This window comes from Streptomyces sp. NPDC001108 (assembly GCF_053598535.1).
Genome location: NZ_JBSFKL010000013.1, coordinates 102350 through 118179 on the forward strand (window position 1 = coordinate 102350; position 15830 = coordinate 118179).

General features: G+C 73.8%; 16 protein-coding genes and 2 pseudogenes. 8 read left to right on the plus strand and 10 right to left on the minus strand.

Translation table 11 applies throughout. The annotated features are described in order from the left end of the window. Positions 1-121: 121 nt before the first annotated feature. Positions 122-1132, plus strand: a complete 1011-nt coding sequence (locus ACWC97_RS26065) for a pseudouridine-5'-phosphate glycosidase (RefSeq protein ID WP_352275011.1) — start codon at positions 122-124, stop codon at positions 1130-1132. Next, positions 1129-2034 (plus strand): carbohydrate kinase family protein, encoded by a 906-nt coding sequence (locus ACWC97_RS26070; RefSeq protein WP_450651874.1) that lies wholly within the window; start codon positions 1129-1131, stop codon positions 2032-2034. The genes ACWC97_RS26065 and ACWC97_RS26070 overlap by 4 nt, the downstream gene beginning before the upstream one ends. Positions 2035-2094: 60 nt before the next feature. Here ACWC97_RS26070 and ACWC97_RS26075 read toward each other — a convergent pair whose 3' ends face one another. Genes ACWC97_RS26075 through ACWC97_RS26085 form a run of 3 tightly spaced genes read right to left on the minus strand, consistent with a single transcriptional unit; the run spans position 2095 to position 3508 of the window. Continuing rightward, positions 2095-2745 carry a uridine kinase gene (locus ACWC97_RS26075; protein ID WP_450651876.1) on the minus strand — a complete coding sequence of 217 codons (651 nt, stop codon included), beginning with the start codon at positions 2743-2745 and terminating at the stop codon, positions 2095-2097. Positions 2746-2775: 30 nt separating this feature from the next. Continuing rightward, positions 2776-3039 (minus strand): hypothetical protein, encoded by a 264-nt coding sequence (locus tag ACWC97_RS26080; RefSeq protein ID WP_450651878.1) that lies wholly within the window; start codon positions 3037-3039, stop codon positions 2776-2778. Between the two features lie 55 nt (positions 3040-3094). Next, complete coding sequence (locus ACWC97_RS26085; protein ID WP_450651879.1) at positions 3095-3508, minus strand: hypothetical protein; 414 nt, start codon at positions 3506-3508, stop codon at positions 3095-3097. Between the two features lie 184 nt (positions 3509-3692). Between ACWC97_RS26085 and ACWC97_RS26090 the strand changes: the two genes are divergently transcribed. After that, the gene (locus tag ACWC97_RS26090) at positions 3693-4058 is read left to right on the plus strand and encodes a nuclear transport factor 2 family protein (RefSeq protein ID WP_352275006.1); all 366 of its coding nucleotides are present in this window, start codon (positions 3693-3695) and stop codon (positions 4056-4058) included. 48 nt (positions 4059-4106) lie between these two features. Here ACWC97_RS26090 and ACWC97_RS26095 read toward each other — a convergent pair whose 3' ends face one another. Beyond that, positions 4107-4775, minus strand: coding sequence for a winged helix-turn-helix transcriptional regulator (locus tag ACWC97_RS26095; RefSeq protein ID WP_385211432.1), 669 nt, complete (start codon positions 4773-4775; stop codon positions 4107-4109). An 84-nt stretch (positions 4776-4859) separates the two neighbouring features. On the opposite strand from ACWC97_RS26095, the gene ACWC97_RS26100 reads away from it, so the two are divergent. Beyond that, positions 4860-6071, plus strand: a complete 1212-nt coding sequence (locus tag ACWC97_RS26100; RefSeq protein ID WP_385211430.1) for a pyridoxal phosphate-dependent aminotransferase — start codon at positions 4860-4862, stop codon at positions 6069-6071. A gap of 81 nt (positions 6072-6152) precedes the next feature. Then, entirely contained in the window at positions 6153-6893 is a 741-nt protein-coding gene (locus ACWC97_RS26105; protein ID WP_450651881.1) for a peptidase, read from the plus strand. 276 nt (positions 6894-7169) lie between these two features. Here the strand turns inward: ACWC97_RS26105 and ACWC97_RS26110 are convergent. Together ACWC97_RS26110 and ACWC97_RS26115 are read right to left on the minus strand one after the other, a co-directional pair. Further along, positions 7170-7255, minus strand: a pseudogene (locus ACWC97_RS26110). 32 nt (positions 7256-7287) lie between these two features. Beyond that, positions 7288-8019 (minus strand): DUF7873 family protein, encoded by a 732-nt coding sequence (locus ACWC97_RS26115; protein WP_385211426.1) that lies wholly within the window; start codon positions 8017-8019, stop codon positions 7288-7290. Between the two features lie 301 nt (positions 8020-8320). On the opposite strand from ACWC97_RS26115, the pseudogene ACWC97_RS26120 reads away from it, so the two are divergent. Then, positions 8321-8545 (plus strand): annotated as a pseudogene (locus ACWC97_RS26120) (DUF3574 domain-containing protein); the annotation flags it as partial. A 147-nt stretch (positions 8546-8692) separates the two neighbouring features. Then, the gene (locus ACWC97_RS26125) at positions 8693-9031 is read left to right on the plus strand and encodes a hypothetical protein (RefSeq protein ID WP_450651883.1); all 339 of its coding nucleotides are present in this window, start codon (positions 8693-8695) and stop codon (positions 9029-9031) included. A gap of 108 nt (positions 9032-9139) precedes the next feature. On the opposite strand, the gene ACWC97_RS26130 is transcribed toward ACWC97_RS26125, so the two are convergent. From ACWC97_RS26130 to ACWC97_RS26140, 3 genes are all read right to left on the minus strand, one after another. After that, entirely contained in the window at positions 9140-10447 is a 1308-nt protein-coding gene (locus ACWC97_RS26130) for an SWIM zinc finger family protein (RefSeq protein ID WP_450651885.1), read from the minus strand. Then, the gene (locus ACWC97_RS26135) at positions 10444-13383 is read right to left on the minus strand and encodes a DEAD/DEAH box helicase (RefSeq protein ID WP_450651887.1); all 2940 of its coding nucleotides are present in this window, start codon (positions 13381-13383) and stop codon (positions 10444-10446) included. The genes ACWC97_RS26130 and ACWC97_RS26135 overlap by 4 nt, the downstream gene beginning before the upstream one ends. A 150-nt stretch (positions 13384-13533) precedes the next feature. Next, positions 13534-14469: a slipin family protein gene (locus ACWC97_RS26140; RefSeq protein WP_450651889.1), complete on the minus strand. Its 936-nt coding sequence runs from the start codon at positions 14467-14469 to the stop codon at positions 13534-13536. Between the two features lie 272 nt (positions 14470-14741). Between ACWC97_RS26140 and ACWC97_RS26145 the strand changes: the two genes are divergently transcribed. Continuing rightward, the gene (locus ACWC97_RS26145) at positions 14742-15086 is read left to right on the plus strand and encodes a hypothetical protein (protein ID WP_352274997.1); all 345 of its coding nucleotides are present in this window, start codon (positions 14742-14744) and stop codon (positions 15084-15086) included. A gap of 23 nt (positions 15087-15109) precedes the next feature. Here the strand turns inward: ACWC97_RS26145 and ACWC97_RS26150 are convergent, their stop codons facing one another. Beyond that, the gene (locus tag ACWC97_RS26150; protein ID WP_450651891.1) at positions 15110-15820 is read right to left on the minus strand and encodes a class I SAM-dependent methyltransferase; all 711 of its coding nucleotides are present in this window, start codon (positions 15818-15820) and stop codon (positions 15110-15112) included. Between the last annotated feature and the right edge of the window lie 10 nt (positions 15821-15830).

Below are 15830 nucleotides of genomic sequence, written 5' to 3' on the forward strand. Positions count from 1 at the left end.
CCTTCGCGGCGCGCCGCAGCAGGCCATGCCCAGGTGGCGGGCGGTCTCCGAGCCGCTGTGCGCCGCCCCGCCCTCCCGGCCGCACGTTTGAGGCGGGCGCGCTCGCGACAGGGATGTGGACATGTCATTCAATGCGTCGCGCAGCGCGCCCTCCGGCGTCCCCGTCCTCTCCGCCGAGGTACGGGACGCCCTCGCCACGCACCATCCCGTCGTGGCCCTGGAGTCGACGATCATCGCCCACGGTCTGCCGCGCCCCCGCAACCTGCGGGTCGCCGCGGAGCTGGAGGATCTCGTACGGTCCGCGGGCGCGGTGCCCGCGACGATCGCCGTGCTCGATGGAAAGCCCCGGATCGGCCTGGACAAGGCCCAGCTGGACCGGGTGGCCATGGACCCGGCGATGCGGAAGCTGGGCCACCGGGACCTCGCCCCGGCCCTGGCGACGGGCGCGAGCGGCTCGACCACCGTGTCCGCCACGGCCTTCCTGGCCGCACGCGCCGGACTGCGCTTCTTCGCGACCGGCGGACTCGGCGGCGTGCACCGGGAGTGGGTCCGGACCCAGGACGAGTCCGCCGACCTCCGGCTCCTCGCCCGGACCGGCATCACCCTGGTGTGCGCGGGCGTGAAGTCGGTCCTGGACGTCCCCGCGACGCTCCAGCGCCTGGAGACGCTGGGCGTCACGGTGCTGGGCTACGGCACCGACCGGTTCCCCGGCTTCTACCTGACCAGTTCGGGCGAGCCGGTCGACTGGACGGTGCGCACGCCCCAGGAGGTCGCCGCCGTGATGCGGGCCCAGGACGCGCTCGGCGGCCCCGGGTCCGCCCTGGTCGTCGCCAACCCCGTGTCCGTGGCCGACCAGTTGGATCCGGAGCTTCACGACCATGTGCTGGCCGAGGCCCTGGCGGAGTGCCAGGAGCGGGGCATCACGGGGCAGGCGATCACCCCCTTCCTCCTGGAGCGGCTGGCGCGGGGCACCGAAGGCGCCTCGCTGGAGGCCAATCTGGCGGCCGTACGCGGGAACGTGTCGCTGGCCGCGCGGATCGCCGTCGCGTGGACCGCCGACAACCCCCGGAGCCCCGCGTCCGATGACCACGCGGGCCGCGACACGCGGCAGGAACCGGCGGCCGGGGCATGACCGGCGGCGGCCTGCTCGTCGTCGGGGACGTGGTCACGGACGTCGTCGCCCGGCACTGCTCACCCCTGGCGCGCGGCACGGACACCAGCGCCCGCATCCGTACGCTGCCCGGCGGCGCGGGGGCCAACGTGGCCTGCTGGGCCGCCCGTTCGGGCCGCCCGGACGTGCGGCTGCTCGCCCGGGTCGGCGCCGACAGCGCGGAGTGGCACCGGGACGCGCTGCGGCGGGCGGGGGTCCGCCCCCTGCTGGTCGTGGACGGGCGGGAGCCGACCGCCACCGTCGTCGCGCTCGTCGACTCCGCCGCCGAACGCACCTTCCTCACCGACAGCGGTGCGATCCTGCACCTCTCCCCCGACGACTGGTCGCCGTCGATGCTGGACGGTGTCGCCCACCTCCATCTCTCCGGGTATCTCCTGTTCGCCGCGGTAAGCCGGGCGACGGCGCTGCTCGCCCTGCGGGAGGCGCGGCGACGGCGGATCACGGTGAGCGTCGATCCCGCCTCGGCCGGCTTCCTCGCCGAGCTGGGGACCGGACGTTTCCTGGCCGCCGTGGCGGGCGCCGATCTTTTGCTGCCCAACGCGGACGAGGCCCGGCTGCTGACCGGACTGCCCGAACCGGCCGAGGCGGCAGCCAAGTTGAGCCATCAGGTGGGCCGGGTGGTGGTCACGCTCGGCGAGGGCGGAGCGCTGCTCGCGGCCGGGGGCGCGGTGGTCGGGCACGTCCCCGCCGTCCGGATCACCGGGGCGGTGGACTCGACCGGGGCGGGCGACGCGTTCACCGGCGGCTTCCTCGCGGCGCGGCTGGCCGGGGCGGACGACATGGCGGCCGCGGCGGCGGGGTGCCGGGCGGGGGCGGAGGCGGTCACCACCGTGGGCGGCCGCCCCGGCCCCGGCACCCCGTGACGGTTCCCCGCCGGGACCGGCCCTCGCCATGGGCCCGCCGTGGCCGGGCCCCCCTCCGCGTCAGCCCGTCGTCCCGGCCCATCCCGTCCAGGCCGGGTGCGCGGGGTCGTCGGCGCGCACGACCGCGTCCGCGTGCTCGCCGGGCGCGGTCTCCGTCTCGTACCGGGCGAAGGCCGGCAGCGTCCAGCGCGCGCTCTCCTCGGTGCGCCGCCGCAGCGCGCCCGGCGACAACCGCAGATGGACGCTCAGGTCGAACGGGAACCAGTGGCCGAGCAGCAGCGGGCCGTGCACCACCAGCACCCCGCCCTCGGGCAGCGGCCGGTACGGGCTGCGGGTGGCCCGGTCCGTCACCGGGTCCCAGAGGTCCGGCAGCACCCGCCCGCTGCCGCCGGGCTCCAGCGGCCCGAAGACCTCGCGCCACAGCGCCCCGGTGTCGAACCAGCCGTCGAAGTACGTGTCGGGGTCCTCCTTGCCGTACTCGTACCGGAGGCTCGCCGGGCGCAGGAAGCCCTCGGTGGACACCACCAGCACGGCACGACCCCGGATCCGCAGCGCCTGTGCGACCCGCTCGGCCAGCTCCCCGGTGCGGGCGGCCGGGGCTCCGTCCACGGCGAGTTTCGGCCAGGGGCTTCCGTCGGCGGCTTCGAGGGCGTCGGCGCGTGCGGCGAGGACGTCGGCCAGCCGCTCCCAGGTGATCGCTTCGAATCGCACCCCACCATCATCACCGTCCGACGACCCGGGTCAGGCACCGGTCCCCGGGGGCCTGCCGGGCGAGCCGTCCGGACCTGGAGCGTCGGGGCCGCCGCCGAGGACCGCCCGGTGGCTCTCGGCGAGGGCGCGCACCCGGTCGGCGAGCGGTCCCAGTCCTGGCTCACGCTCGGCCGCGATGCCCGCGAGGCGCAGGATGTCGGCGAACCACTGCCCGGACGGCCCCTCCGGTGCGTCGATCCGGCCGAGGCCGCGTTCCAGCAGGCCCCGGGCGTCCTCCGGCCGGCCGCGCAGCACGGCCTTCGTGGCGGCGACCGCGTTGGCCAGCGCGCTCGCCGGCCTCGACCAGTCGTCATCGGCGGGCGGTACGGGACCGCCCGCGCCTCCCCCCCGCCGCCACGACCTCCAGGTCCACCCGCCAGAACAGCGGCAGCCCGCGGAAGGCGGCGAAGAGCAGCCTCCGTCCACCGGACTCCCGTGTGTCGGGGTCGGTGCGCAGCGAGTCGAGCGGCCGCACCGCGCCGAGTACGCCCCGCGCGGCGGCGAGGCAGTCGGCGAACCGGTCGCCGGGCACGGTCCAGGCCAGGTCGATGTCGCTGTACGCGTCCGCCGTTCCCCGGGCGAGCGAGCCGCGCGGCTCCGCCCGGGAACCCGGGCAGTAGGCGGCGAGCGCCCGGATCAGCTCCTCGGCGAACGCGTCCCGCCACTCCGGATCGAGCCCCTCCGCACACTCCCGGCCCCGGTCCCGGGGTGCCCGTTCGTCCATGGCCGTGGCCTCCCGTCGCCCGTCGTACCCCATGCCTGCCCGTACCCGATGCCCGCCGTGTCCTGTGCGGCGTGTCCTCTGCGGCATGCCCGGTGCCCGTCGTGTCCTGTGCCCGGCGTCGCGGTGGGCGTCGCATCCGCCACCGCCCGAGCGCTTCGGTGGCCCCGCCTTCTACGATCCCCCCATGGATCTCGCATTCGCCCGCGCGTTCGCCGCCGAATGGCTGGACGGCTGGAACTCCCACGACCTCGACCGCATCCTGACGCACTATCACGACGACGTGACCTTCAGCTCTCCCGTGATCCGGCAGATGACCGGTGACGCCTCCGGCACGGTGCACGGCAAGGAGGCGCTGCGCGCCTACTGGGCGATCGGCCTGGAGCGCATCCCCGAGCTGCGGTTCGAGCTGGTGGACGTGCGGGTGGGCGTGGACGCGCTGGTGATCGACTACCGCAACCAGATCGGCGGCCGGGTCAGCGAGGTGCTGACCTTCCGGGACGGCCTGGTGGTATCCGGCTTCGGCGCGTACGGAGAGACGCTCGCCAACTGACGCCCCGGCCCGGGGCCCCGCGCGGCGGCAGGGAACCCCGGCCGCCCGTCATCCGCCGCGCAGTTCGGTGGCGAGCGGCCCCTCGCCCGACACCTCGACCCGCCCGTCGTCGACCGCCTCGGCGAGGCTCAGCCCGCCGTGCGCGAGCTCCAGGCAGACCTCGACGTCGAGCGCTATGCAGACGTCGGCACGGGGAGCCGGGCCGTCCCCGTAGACCGGAGCGCCGTCCTCCGTACCGCCGGTGCGGACGTGGAACCGGCCCTCGTCCAGCCGCACTTCGACGGTTCCGGCCCCGCCGATCCCGTCCAGCGCGCGCAGCAGCGGCAGGGCGAACCAGTGGGCCCGCACCGCGTCGGTGGGCCGCCGCTCGGCGAGCGCGGGCGCCCCCCACTCCGCGAGCGCGGTCAGCACCGGCATCAGCCCCCGGCCGCGCTCGGTCAGCTCGTAGACGGAGGCGGCGGCCGGCGGCGGAAGTCTGCGCCGGACGGCCAGGCCGTTCTGCTCCATGTCCCGCAGCCGGGAGGCGAGCACATCCGTACTGACACCCGGCAGGTCGGCGTGGAGGTCGGTGTACCGGCGGGGGCCCGCCAGCAGTTCACGGACGATCAGCAGCGTCCACCGGTCGCCCACGGCGTCGAGGGCGCGGGCGGTGGCACAGAACTGGTCGTAGCTCCGGCGGCGGACCGGGCGTGCGGCGGACGGTTGCTGACGTGGCATGGGACTCAGTCTAGACATGTTGTTGGACTTTCCAAGGTCGAACTTGGTAAAACCAAGTATCGCAATCGGGTCGGGGAGGCACGCATGGAGTTCCGGCAGTCCAGCAAGCTCAACGAGGTCTGCTACGAGATCCGGGGCCCGGTCATCGAGCACGCCAACGCCCTGGAGGAGGCGGGCCACAGCGTGCTCCGGCTCAACACGGGCAACCCCGCGCTCTTCGGCTTCGAGGCGCCGGAGGAGATCGTCCAGGACATGATCCGGATGCTGCCGCGCGCCCACGGCTACACCGACTCGCGCGGCATCCTGTCCGCCCGCCGCGCGGTGGCGCAGCGCTACCAGGACATGGGGATGACGGAGGTCGGGGTCGACGACGTCTTCCTCGGCAACGGCGTCTCCGAGCTGATCTCGATGGCCGTCCAGGCACTGCTGGAGGACGGTGACGAGGTCCTCGTCCCGTCCCCCGACTACCCGCTGTGGACCGCGGTGGTCACCCTCGCGGGCGGCCGTCCGGTGCACTACGTCTGTGACGAGGAAGCGGACTGGAACCCCGATCTGGCCGACCTCGCCTCGAAGATCACCGACCGCACCAAGGCCGTCGTGATCATCAACCCGAACAACCCGACCGGTGCCGTCTATCCGCGCGAGGTCCTCGAAGGCATCCTCGACCTGGCGCGCAGGCACGGCCTGATGGTCTTCGCCGACGAGATCTACGACCAGATCCTCTACGACGGCGCGGAGCACCACAGCGCGGCGATCCTCGCCCCCGACCTGGTCTGCCTCACTTTCAGCGGGCTGTCGAAGACGTACCGCGTGGCGGGATTCCGCTCCGGCTGGCTGGTGGTGTCCGGTCCGCAGCAGCACGCCCGCGGCTACCTGGAGGGGCTCACGATGCTCGCCTCCATGCGTCTGTGCCCCAACGCGCCGGCGCAGTACGCCATTCAGGCCGCGCTCGGCGGCCGTCAGTCGATCCGGGAGCTGGTCGCGCCCGGCGGTCGACTGCACGAGCAGCGCGACCGGGCCTGGGAGAAGCTGAACGAGATCCCCGGGGTCTCCTGCGTGAAGCCGAAGGGCGCGCTCTACGCGTTCCCGCGCCTGGATCCGAAGGTGCACCGCATCGTCGACGACGAGAAGTTCGTGCTGGACCTGCTGCTGCGGGAGAAGATCCAGGTCGTCCAGGGCACCGGTTTCAACTGGCCCCGCCCCGACCACTTCCGTATTCTCACCCTCCCGCACGCCGACGACCTCGACGCCGCGATCAGCCGCATCGGCCGCTTCCTCACCGGATACCGCCAGTGACCGGAGGCAACCGGTAAGCGGACGTCACCCGTCATCGGACGCCCCCCGTGCCCGGACGCCACCAGTGATCGGACCTCGCCAGTGACCTGCTCCGCCTGCCGTTTCCCCGTCCGGACCCAGTTCGCCTCGCCGTCCCTCGTCGGACCGATCGTGGAGGAGGGGCTCGATCCGGCCACCGACCCGGCCTGGGCGGAATCGGGAGCGGCCTCCCCGGCGGAGTACGCCCGCTGGTCGGGCCATCTGTGCGGGATGACCTGTCTGCGCATGGCGCTCGGCGCCGATGCCCCCTCGCTGTTCGCGCTGCGCGACGGCGCGCTGCGTTACGGCGCCTACACCGAGGACGCGCGGGGCGGGATCCGGGGCCTGATCTACGCCCCCTTCGCCGAGTACGCCCGCGCGGCGCACGGGATCGACGCCACGGTCCACCGCGAGCTGGCACCGGAAGAGCTGCCCGGCCTGCTGGACGCCGGGCGTGTGGTGATGGCCTCGGTGCACTACGCCATCAGGTATCCGGAGCGGCCGGCTCCGGGCCGGGGCGGGCATCTGGTGCTGCTGACCTCGCGGACGGCCGACGGCCGGGGCGTCCACTTCCACAATCCGTCGGGCACGACGGCCGGGACGCGGGCGGCGGAACTGCCCCTCTCCGACTTCGCGCGGTTCTTCGCGGGGCGCGGCGTGTCCATGAGGATGAGCGGTGCCCGGCCGGAAGGGGGACCGGGCCCGGGAACGGGAGCGGGCCCGGGAACGGGAGCGGGCCCGGGAACGGGAGCGGGCCCGGGAACGGGAGCGGGCCCGGGAACGGGAGCGGGCCCGGGGGCGTAGCCGGCCCCCAGGCCCTGGTGTGCCACCCATACGGCACGCCGACACGTTTAAGGACCGGTGTCAGGTTGATGTCGCCGCGTCCTGCCTTTAGACGACCGCAGATCGGAGCTCTGCGAGCCGGAGTCGAACCGGCATCTCGACGCCCGTGGGCACTGGTCCGTTCGATTCGGCGATGGATGGCCCATGCTGAGTCTGGAGCAATAGTCTGAGATTGATCGCGGCCTGCCTCTGCCAGTTGGGCCACCCCGGCCCGCTCCCGTACGGTGTCGTACGGAGTGCCGGGGGGAGGACTCGAACCTCCACCGGAGCCGCGTCGTCACGACAAGCCTCAGTTTCAGCTTGCGCTCCTCGCGCACCCCGGCCGCAATGAGTCGGCCGGGGAGTCAATGGTCGGTCACCCGAAGAGGTAACCGAATACCGCATCACCCACCCGCTGGTCCGTGACCTCCACGCCGTTGGCCTCCTCGCGGGCGTACTTCACGGCCTGCTGGAGCTTCTCCACCCGGTCCAGCAGCTCGTTGACACGGCGCGCGGGCAGGGCGCCGGAGAACTTCACCGTCGTCCAGTAGCCGATCGGGATGTCCTCGTAGTAGACCTCGACCTGGGCCGGGTGCTTGTCGGTGGCCTCCGCCTTCACATGGTTGCGGGGCACCTTCTTCGTACGGAGGGTCCGCACCGGCTCCGTCTTCCAGGAGTCCGTCGACGGGTCCTGGACCCATGCCTCGGCCGCGTCGAGCACCGGCAGCTTGCGGACGAAGGTGTTGAGGTCCGTCAGCTGCTTCTCCAGGAAGAGCAGGTACGAGACCGGCACGTCGCTCACGAGCACCCGCCCGTCGACCTTCACGTCCGCGCGGGCCGTGCAGTTGGCCCAGTCCTTCGTGGCGGTCACATCGAAGAGCCGGGTCAGGGTCGCCGCGGTCTCCCGCAGCACGTCCTCGGCCTTGATCTGCACCAGCGTCGACTCGGGCGGCAGCTGCTCGCCCTCCTCGTCCTTCGGCTGGTACGTACGCGAGAGCCCGGCCAGCAGGCCCGCCTTCTGGAGGCCGTGATGAGCCGCCGTCAGGTCCTGGTGTGCCTTGGACTTGACGCCCTTCTCCACTGCGATGATCTGATTGAGTTTCGCCACACCGGGAACCTAGCAATCCAGCAACGAGCCCAACAAACGTATTTTCATATGGTCGTTCACGGCGGGGAGACGAGCCGGGCCGGGCCGTACGGGTGGATTCCGCGCGAGGCCGCCGTGGACACCCATGTCCCGCCCTCAGCCCCCGGGCGCGGCTTGCCACAGTGGCCGCGCGGACGTGCGCACCGCCGCACCCGCCCCTCCCCCTCTTCCCGGATCCCGCAGAGAGGCCCTGCCGTGCCCGTTCCTCCTCGCCCCACCGGCTCCTCCGGCCCCTCCGGCCCTTCCCGTCCAAAGCGGCGCACCGCGCTTCCCGGACGGGCTGACCGTCCAGGACGGCCGGGGGCAGTGGCGGGACTCCCACGGCGTCATCGAGCGGGAACGCAGCTATGAGCTGACCCTGCTCTACCCCGCGTCCGAGGCCCGTGTGCGCGACGCCCGGATCGAGCGGATCCGCGACGCCTACGAGAGGACCTACGCCCAGGACTCGGTCGCCCGCGTCGATGAGCGCACCACCGCCGACTTCTGACCCGCGGCTTCTTCGCCGGCCGGTTCCTCCCGCGAGCAGCCGGACTCGGCCCGGGTTGCCCGTGGACGCCCCGCCGTCCCGCCGACCGCGCCGGGACCAGGACCGTCCGGCCGGGGTACTGTGCCGCGGCCGGGTACCGGACCCGCCATGCGTACGGAACGGGGCACGATCCACATGGGCACACCAGTACGACATTTGACGGCCACGGCGGCGGACGGCCGGGAGTACACCGTCCGGATCGAACGGGACTTCCGGTACGAGCCGTACCGCGACTTCGTCGTCTGCGCGCACTGCGACTGGTCGCCGTCGCTGCTGACCACGCGGCGGATCGACGACATGGCCGCCGAGCACCTGGCGTCGGCGCACGGCGCCGAGGGGGCCCTGTCCCAGCGGGAGGACGAGGGGTTCCGCAAGGCGCGGCTGATCGTGCTGCCGATCGTCGCCGTGCTGCTGATCGCGCTCTTCGCCTGGCTCGAAAACTCCTGAGAGCCTGCCAACCCCCGCCAGTCCGGCGGCTCCTGACGGGCCGACAGCTCCTGGCGTTCCGACGGCTCCCGGGCCGGGCAGCGGCGCGACGGGCTCCCGCCACGCCGGTCAGTCGCCGCTCAGCTCCATGAGCGCGTCCACCGGGTCGGTACGGGGGGTCGCGCGGGGCCACCAGTCGTCCTCCTCCGGCTCGGACTCGTAGCCGTACCAGCGGCCGTCGTGGCCGAAGCGGAGCTGGAGCGTGCCGCCGGGGTGGGTGAGGTGGTTGCGCCGGGGGTGGAACCGGGGGAAGCCGGCCGCCGAGAGCGCCGGTCGGGCCCGGTCGAACGGGCCCGCCGGAGGGTCCCAGACGGTTTCGAGGACGGCGAGCCCTTCGGCACCGCCCTGGCGCCAGGCCGCGACCGCCCGGGCCAGGTCGGTGGTGGTGCGGCCGGTGGCGTGGGCCAGCTCGCGGTAGAGCGCGCGGGTGGTGGCGGTGAGTCCGGCGGTGGGGCCGGAGGCGGCCAGCCGCACCGCGTCCTGCCAGGTGGTGAGCCCGGCGACCGGGTCGGCCCCGGTGGTGAGGAGCGCGTGCGCGCGGGAGGCCGCGTCCGTGGCGAGGTGGTCGAGGGCGAGCGGGTCGCGCGCCCCGGGCAGGCTCGGGTACGAGGGGGGCTGCGCGGGGTGCGGCGGCACCGGCAGCGGGGCGGGCGGCTGCGGGAGATAGCGGGCGGCGAGGGCCTCGGCGGCCGGGACGGACGGGATCTCGGGGGTCGCGGGGCGTTCCCGGGCAGAGTGGGCGGCGTTGCGGCGGCCGAGCTCCTCCAGCAGCTCCCGCTCGCCCCGGCCGCGCAGCAGCAGGAGGACGAACGGGTCGGCGTCCAGCAGCCGCGCCGTCTGGTAGCAGAGCGCGGCCACGTGCTTGCAGGGGCGGCCGTGGTCCGGGCAGGTGCAGTCGGGGTCGAGGTCCCCCGGGGCGGGCAGCAGCCCGATGCCGGACGCGGCCGCCATGTCGGCCAGCGAGTGCGGCATCTCCTTGGTCAGCAGCGCGGCGAGGTGGCCGGGGCGGGCCGCGACGGCGTCGAGGAAGGTGTCCCAGTCGGGGTCGTCGAAGGCCCGCAGCCGCAGCTCGCAGCGGTAGGGGCGCACCCGGCTGCCGTGGACGTAGGCGACGACCCGGCCCGGGGTGACGGTGATCGCGGCGACCTTGCCGCTGTCGGCGTAGGCACGCCCCCGGGAGAGCCGGGCGTCGTCCATCGACAGGGACTCCAGGGCGGCCACCCAGGCACGGCCCCACCAGCTGTCCGCGAAGGGCTCGTCGCCCCGCGAGGTGCGGGGCGGTACGGCCTCGAAGGTGCGGCGCAGGTCGTCGGGGCCGGGACGGGGACGCACCGCGGGGCGGCGGGGGGCCGGGGCGGTGTGCGGGCGGGGGCTCACGTCGGCCTCCGGAGCGAGACGAGGTCGGCCAGATCGCGGTCGCTGAGCTCGGTCAGGGCGCTCTCGCCGGTGCCGAGGACCGTGTCGGCCAAGGCGCGCTTGGCCTCCAGCAGCTCGCCGATCCGGTCCTCGACGGTGCCTTCCGCGATCAGCCGGTGGACCTGTACGGGCTGGGTCTGGCCGATGCGGTAGGCCCGGTCGGTCGCCTGTTCCTCAACGGCCGGATTCCACCAGCGGTCGTAGTGCACGACATGGGCGGCCCGGGTGAGGTTGAGGCCGGTACCCGCCGCCTTGAGGGAGAGCAGGAAGACGGGGACCTCGCCGGACTGGAACCGGTCCACCATCCGCTGGCGCTCGGCGACCGGTGTGCCGCCGTGCAGGAGCTGGGAGGGGACGCCCCGGGAGGTGAGGTGCGCGGAGAGGAGTCTGGCCATGGAGACGTACTGGGTGAAGACGAGGACGGAGCCGTCCTCGGCGAGGATCGTGTCGAGGAGCTCGTCGAGCAGGGCGAGCTTCCCGGAGCGGCCGACGAGCCGCGTCGGCTCCTCCTTCAGGTACTGCGCGGGGTGGTTGCAGATCTGCTTGAGCGAGGCGAGCAGCTTCATGACCAGGCCGCGCCGGGCCATGCCCTCGGACTCCTCGATGAAGGCCATCGTCTCGCGGACCGCCGCCTCGTAGAGCGTGACCTGCTCGCGGGTGAGGAAGACGGGGTGGTCGGTCTCCGTCTTGGGCGGCAGCTCGGGGGCGATCCCCGGGTCGGACTTCCTGCGGCGCAGGAGGAAGGGCCGGACCAGGCGGGAGAGCCGTTCGACCGCCTCGTCGTTGTCGAGTCCGGCGGCCGTGCCGGAGCTCTCGACGATACGGGCGTGCCGGGCGCGGAACGCCTTGAGCGGGCCGAGCAGTCCGGGCGTGGTCCAGTCGAGCAGGGCCCACAGCTCGGAGAGGTTGTTCTCCACGGGGGTGCCGGTGAGGGCGACCCGGGCCGGGGCCGGGATGGTGCGCAGCGCCTTGGCGGTGGAGGACTGCGGGTTCTTCACGTGCTGTGCCTCGTCGGCGACGATCAGCCCCCAGCCGTGTCCGGCGAGCTGCGCGGCGCTGGAGCGCATCGTGCCGTACGTGGTGAGGACGAAGCCGCCGTCCGTTCCGTCGAGGGTGCGGTCGGTGCCGTGGAAGCGGCGAACCGGTACGCCGGGGGCGAAGCGGCCGATCTCCCGGTGCCAGTTGCCCAGGAGGGAGGCGGGGCAGATGACCAGGGTGGGTTCGGGGCGGGCCCGGTGGAGGTGGAGGGCGATGAGGGTGATCGTCTTGCCCAGGCCCATGTCGTCGGCGAGGCAGCCGCCCAGGCCGAGGGAGGTCATCCGGTCCAGCCAGGCGAGGCCGCGCAGCTGGTAGTCGCGGAGCGTGGCGGCCAGACCGGGCGGCGGGGCGACGGTGGCGCCGTCGTCGGTGATACGGGTGCGGAGCGCGGCCAGTGCGCCGACCGGCACCGCCTCGACCTGTTCCCCGTCGACCTCGGCGGTGCCGGTCAGGGCGACGGCGAGGGCGTCGACCGGATCGAGCAGGCCCAGCTCCCGCTTGCGTGCCTTGCGTACGAGCGCGGGGTCGACGACGACCCAGCGGTCCCGCAGGCGCACCACCGGGCGGTGGGCCTCCGCGAGGACGTCCATCTCGGCCTCGGTGAGCCGGTCGTCGCCCAGCGAGAGCTGCCAGTCGAAGGCGAAGAGCCGGTCGGCGTCGAAGAACGAGGTGCCGTCGGTGGCCGAGCCGGGCGCGGGCCGGACCACGGCGGTGGCGGTGAGCGAGCGGACGAGGTCCCGGGGCCAGTGGACGCTCACCCCGGCCGCCGCCAGCCGGGCCCCGGCGTCGCCGAGCAGCTCGTACAGCTCGTCCTCCGTCAGGGCGAGCACATCGGGCACCGGCTGGTCCAGCAGCCGCTCCAGCGGGCCCCAGACGCGGGCCGCCCGGCGCAGGGCGAGCACGGCGTCGACCCGGGCGCGGGGGCCGAACGGCTCGCCCGCCTCACCGTTCCACAGCGCGGCGGCGTCGGTGACGTGGGTGGGGTCGGCGAGGCTGTGCACCTGGGTGACCGCGGCGGCGGCATGACGGGCGCCGGACGGCTCCGGAGCGCCCTGCGGGCCGGTGTCGTCGCGGGCGCCGGGGGCCGCGTCGGGGCCGGAGGTGTCGAAGAGTTCGAAGGCCGACAGGTCGAGCCGGAGCGAGACCCGTACCCCCGCGTCGAGGCCGGACGCCGCCTCGACCGCCCAGGCGCGGGCGTCCGGCAGGTGCTGGGCCTCGCGGGCGGCGAACGGGGCGCCCATCGCGTACGCCGCGGCGGGCGTACGGGGCAGGGTGTCGGCGACGGCGTCGAGAAACGCGCCGACCAGCCACTGGGGGTCGGCGACCCGGAGCGGGGTGCGGTCCGGCAGCGGGACCGCGTTGCCCTCCGGCGGCAGGGCGGCGGCGACGGCCCTGAGGTGGGCGACGTCCTCGGCGTCGCGCGGGCCGGCCCGCCAGGCGTCGTGGTCCTCGCTGGTCAGCCCGGGGAGGAGGCGGCCGCGCGCGGCCAGATGGAGCGCCTGGAGCGCGGCGGCGCCCCAGCACCGCGTCGCGGGATGGGCCGATGCTTGGTGCCGGGCCCGGACGAGCAGCGGCAGCGCGTCGGCGACGGGCAGCAGCACCGCGGGGACCTCGCACCCGCGCACCCCGTCCCCGTATGGGCGGACGACGGTGATCTCGGCCGTACGCGCACCGGGAGCCGGGCCCTCCGGGTCGGCGGGGTTCCGGCAGATCCCGGCCGGGTCCGGGAGCGGGCCGCCGTCCGGATCCCAGAAGGCGACGTTGCCGTCCCTCGGCAGCGGCGCGGGCAGGAACACGGCGGCACAGCTCAGCAGGCGGGCAGCGGAAACGTCCTGCTGCCGGTGGTGTGCCGCACCCATCTCCACGCCTCCCCTCCCGCTCCGGCCGTCGTGACCGTCGTACTCCCGATAACTCCTGCCGAGTCTAGGCGGGGGGTCCGACAACCGACCGGCCGGCCAGGCGTCCCCGCAGGTCAGAGCCGGTACGGAGCGGGAGGGAGCGGCCCGGGGTCAGTGCCGGGCGAGCGGCTTCGGCCGGGGGGAACGCGCCGCGGAGCGCAGCGGCGGCTGCGGCTTCGGCCGGGCGGGCCGCTGCTGCTGCGCGGGCTGCTGTTGTACGGGCTGCTGCGGTGCGGCCTGCTGTGCGGGGGCCTGCTGAGACGGCGCGGGCGACGGTGCCGCTTCCGGCTGGGCGGCCCGTTCCAGGAAGCGGAGCAGCTCCACCGGGAACGGCAGCACCAGCGTGGAGTTCTTCTCCGCCGCGACCGCCACCACGGTCTGCAGCAGCCGCAGTTGGAGCGCGGCGGGCTCCGCCGACATCGCGCCCGCCGCCTCGGCGAGCTTCTTCGACGCCTGGAGTTCGGCGTCCGCGTTGATGACCCGGGCACGCCGCTCACGGTCGGCCTCGGCCTGGCGGGCCATGGAGCGCTTCATCGTCTCCGGCAGCGAGACGTCCTTGATCTCCACCCGGTCGATCTGCACGCCCCAGCCGACCGCGGGGCTGTCGATCATGAGCTCCAGGCCTTGGTTCAGCTTCTCCCGGTTGGACAGCAGATCGTCCAGATCGCTCTTGCCGATGATGGACCGCAGCGAGGTCTGCGCCATCTGCGAGACCGCGAACCGGTAGTCCTCGACCTGGATCAGGGCGCTCGCCGCGTCGACCACCTTGAAGTAGATGACCGCGTCCACCCGTACCGTCACGTTGTCCCGGGTGATTCCGTCCTGCGCCGGGACCGGCATCGTCACGATCTGCATGTTGACCTTGCGCAGCCGCTCGATGCCGGGCAGCACCATGGTGAAGCCGGGGCCGCGCACGTCGTCGCGGAGCCGGCCGAGCCTCAGCACGACGCCCCGCTCGTACTGCTTGACGACCTTGGCTCCCGCTGCCGCGTACAGCACGACGGCCGAGATCGCCGCCACTATCGCGATCACGAGCTCCTGGACCATGACGGCCCCCTGAAAGCCGGAAACCACCTGGAGCGCTCCAGGTGAACGAGTCAGTCGCTGATACCACGGTATGTCGGAAATCACCCCATGTGAACATGGTCCGGCAAGACCGTCCCCCACCCGGCCGCGCAGCGGATGCCGCGGCCCCGGCGAGCGGGCAGGGTGGCCAGCGTCGGACGAAGCGCCCCGGCCTGGACAGGACGGGGAAGCTCCGGACAGGACAGTCGGACGTATCAGCCCCGCACGAGCGACAGACAGACGAGGATCCGCCCATGCCCGTGATCGCCCATCGACGCCGCCGCCTCGGCATCGCGGCCGGGACCGCGCTCCTGACCCTCACCGTCGCAGGCTGCTCCGGCCTCGGCCGGACCGCGGTCGGGCCGGTCATCTACTCGACGCAGCGGAACGCGGTGGTCACGATCAACAGCCCGCCCGTGAAGGGGTGCCACCGGCTCGCCCCGGGTGCGAAGGCGATCACCAACAACACGCTGGTCGACCTCGTCCTCTACCGCACGCGCGACTGCACCGGCCCGGGCACGACCTACCTCGGACGGTCGCTCAGCGACGTCAAGGCACCGCCCGCCCTGCTCTGGCGCAGCTTCACGACGGTCCACTGACCGCGTCGGCCGGGACCGCTCCTTCAGGGAACGACCCGCACGGGCACGGCACGCACCCATATGCCGTCGTCCGTGAGGTACCGGTCGACGGCCAGCCCGGCCTCCGCCAGACATGTCTCGAACCGTTCCTTCGACAGCTCCCGCGACCGGAACGTCTGCGTCCATCGCGCGTCGTCGAAGACGTACTCCACGTGGATGGAGTCCACCCCGTCGCCCACCGGCTCCGCGGAGACGATCCGTACGGTGTGGCCCTCCGGGTAGGTCCGCTCCTTCGGCAGGTCCAGGCGGTAGTCGGCGCCCTCGCGCTGGAGAAGCACGACGCCGCCGTCCGCGACGTGTCCGCGGCAGGTGCGCAGCAGCCCGTCGCGGACCCGCTCGTCGCCCGCGTGGACCAGGAACGAGGCCAGCATCACCACGTCGAACCGCTCCTCGCCGAGGTCCAGCGACTCGATCGGGGCGCACACGGTACGGACGGCGCCCCGCACGTGCTCCAGCATCTGCGGGGACTCGTCCACGGCGGTGACCCGGAAACCCCGCTCGGCCAGCGGACCGGTCACCCGGCCCACTCCGCAGCCCAGTTCCAGGATGCTCGCCCCGGCGGGCACGGCCGCGGCGATCACGTCCGGCTCGTCCCTCACCGGCAGCCGCCGGTACAGCTCGACGGCGCAGCCGTCCGGCGTGATCGCGCCGGGGCCCGTACCCGTATAGCCCTCACGTACCCGTTGTCCGCTCATGTGCGGTCGA

Coding starts and splice junctions, on each gene's coding strand:
- ACWC97_RS26065 (WP_352275011.1), top strand. CDS start 122: ATGTCATTCAATGCGTCGCGCAGCGCGCCCTCCGGCGTCCCCGTCCTC.
- ACWC97_RS26070 (WP_450651874.1), top strand. CDS start 1,129: ATGACCGGCGGCGGCCTGCTCGTCGTCGGGGACGTGGTCACGGACGTC.
- ACWC97_RS26085 (WP_450651879.1), bottom strand. CDS start 3,508: ATGGACGAACGGGCACCCCGGGACCGGGGCCGGGAGTGTGCGGAGGGG.
- ACWC97_RS26090 (WP_352275006.1), top strand. CDS start 3,693: ATGGATCTCGCATTCGCCCGCGCGTTCGCCGCCGAATGGCTGGACGGC.
- ACWC97_RS26095 (WP_385211432.1), bottom strand. CDS start 4,775: ATGCCACGTCAGCAACCGTCCGCCGCACGCCCGGTCCGCCGCCGGAGC.
- ACWC97_RS26100 (WP_385211430.1), top strand. CDS start 4,860: ATGGAGTTCCGGCAGTCCAGCAAGCTCAACGAGGTCTGCTACGAGATC.
- ACWC97_RS26125 (WP_450651883.1), top strand. CDS start 8,693: ATGCGTACGGAACGGGGCACGATCCACATGGGCACACCAGTACGACAT.
- ACWC97_RS26135 (WP_450651887.1), bottom strand. CDS start 13,383: ATGGGTGCGGCACACCACCGGCAGCAGGACGTTTCCGCTGCCCGCCTG.
- ACWC97_RS26140 (WP_450651889.1), bottom strand. CDS start 14,469: ATGGTCCAGGAGCTCGTGATCGCGATAGTGGCGGCGATCTCGGCCGTC.
- ACWC97_RS26145 (WP_352274997.1), top strand. CDS start 14,742: ATGCCCGTGATCGCCCATCGACGCCGCCGCCTCGGCATCGCGGCCGGG.
- ACWC97_RS26150 (WP_450651891.1), bottom strand. CDS start 15,820: ATGAGCGGACAACGGGTACGTGAGGGCTATACGGGTACGGGCCCCGGC.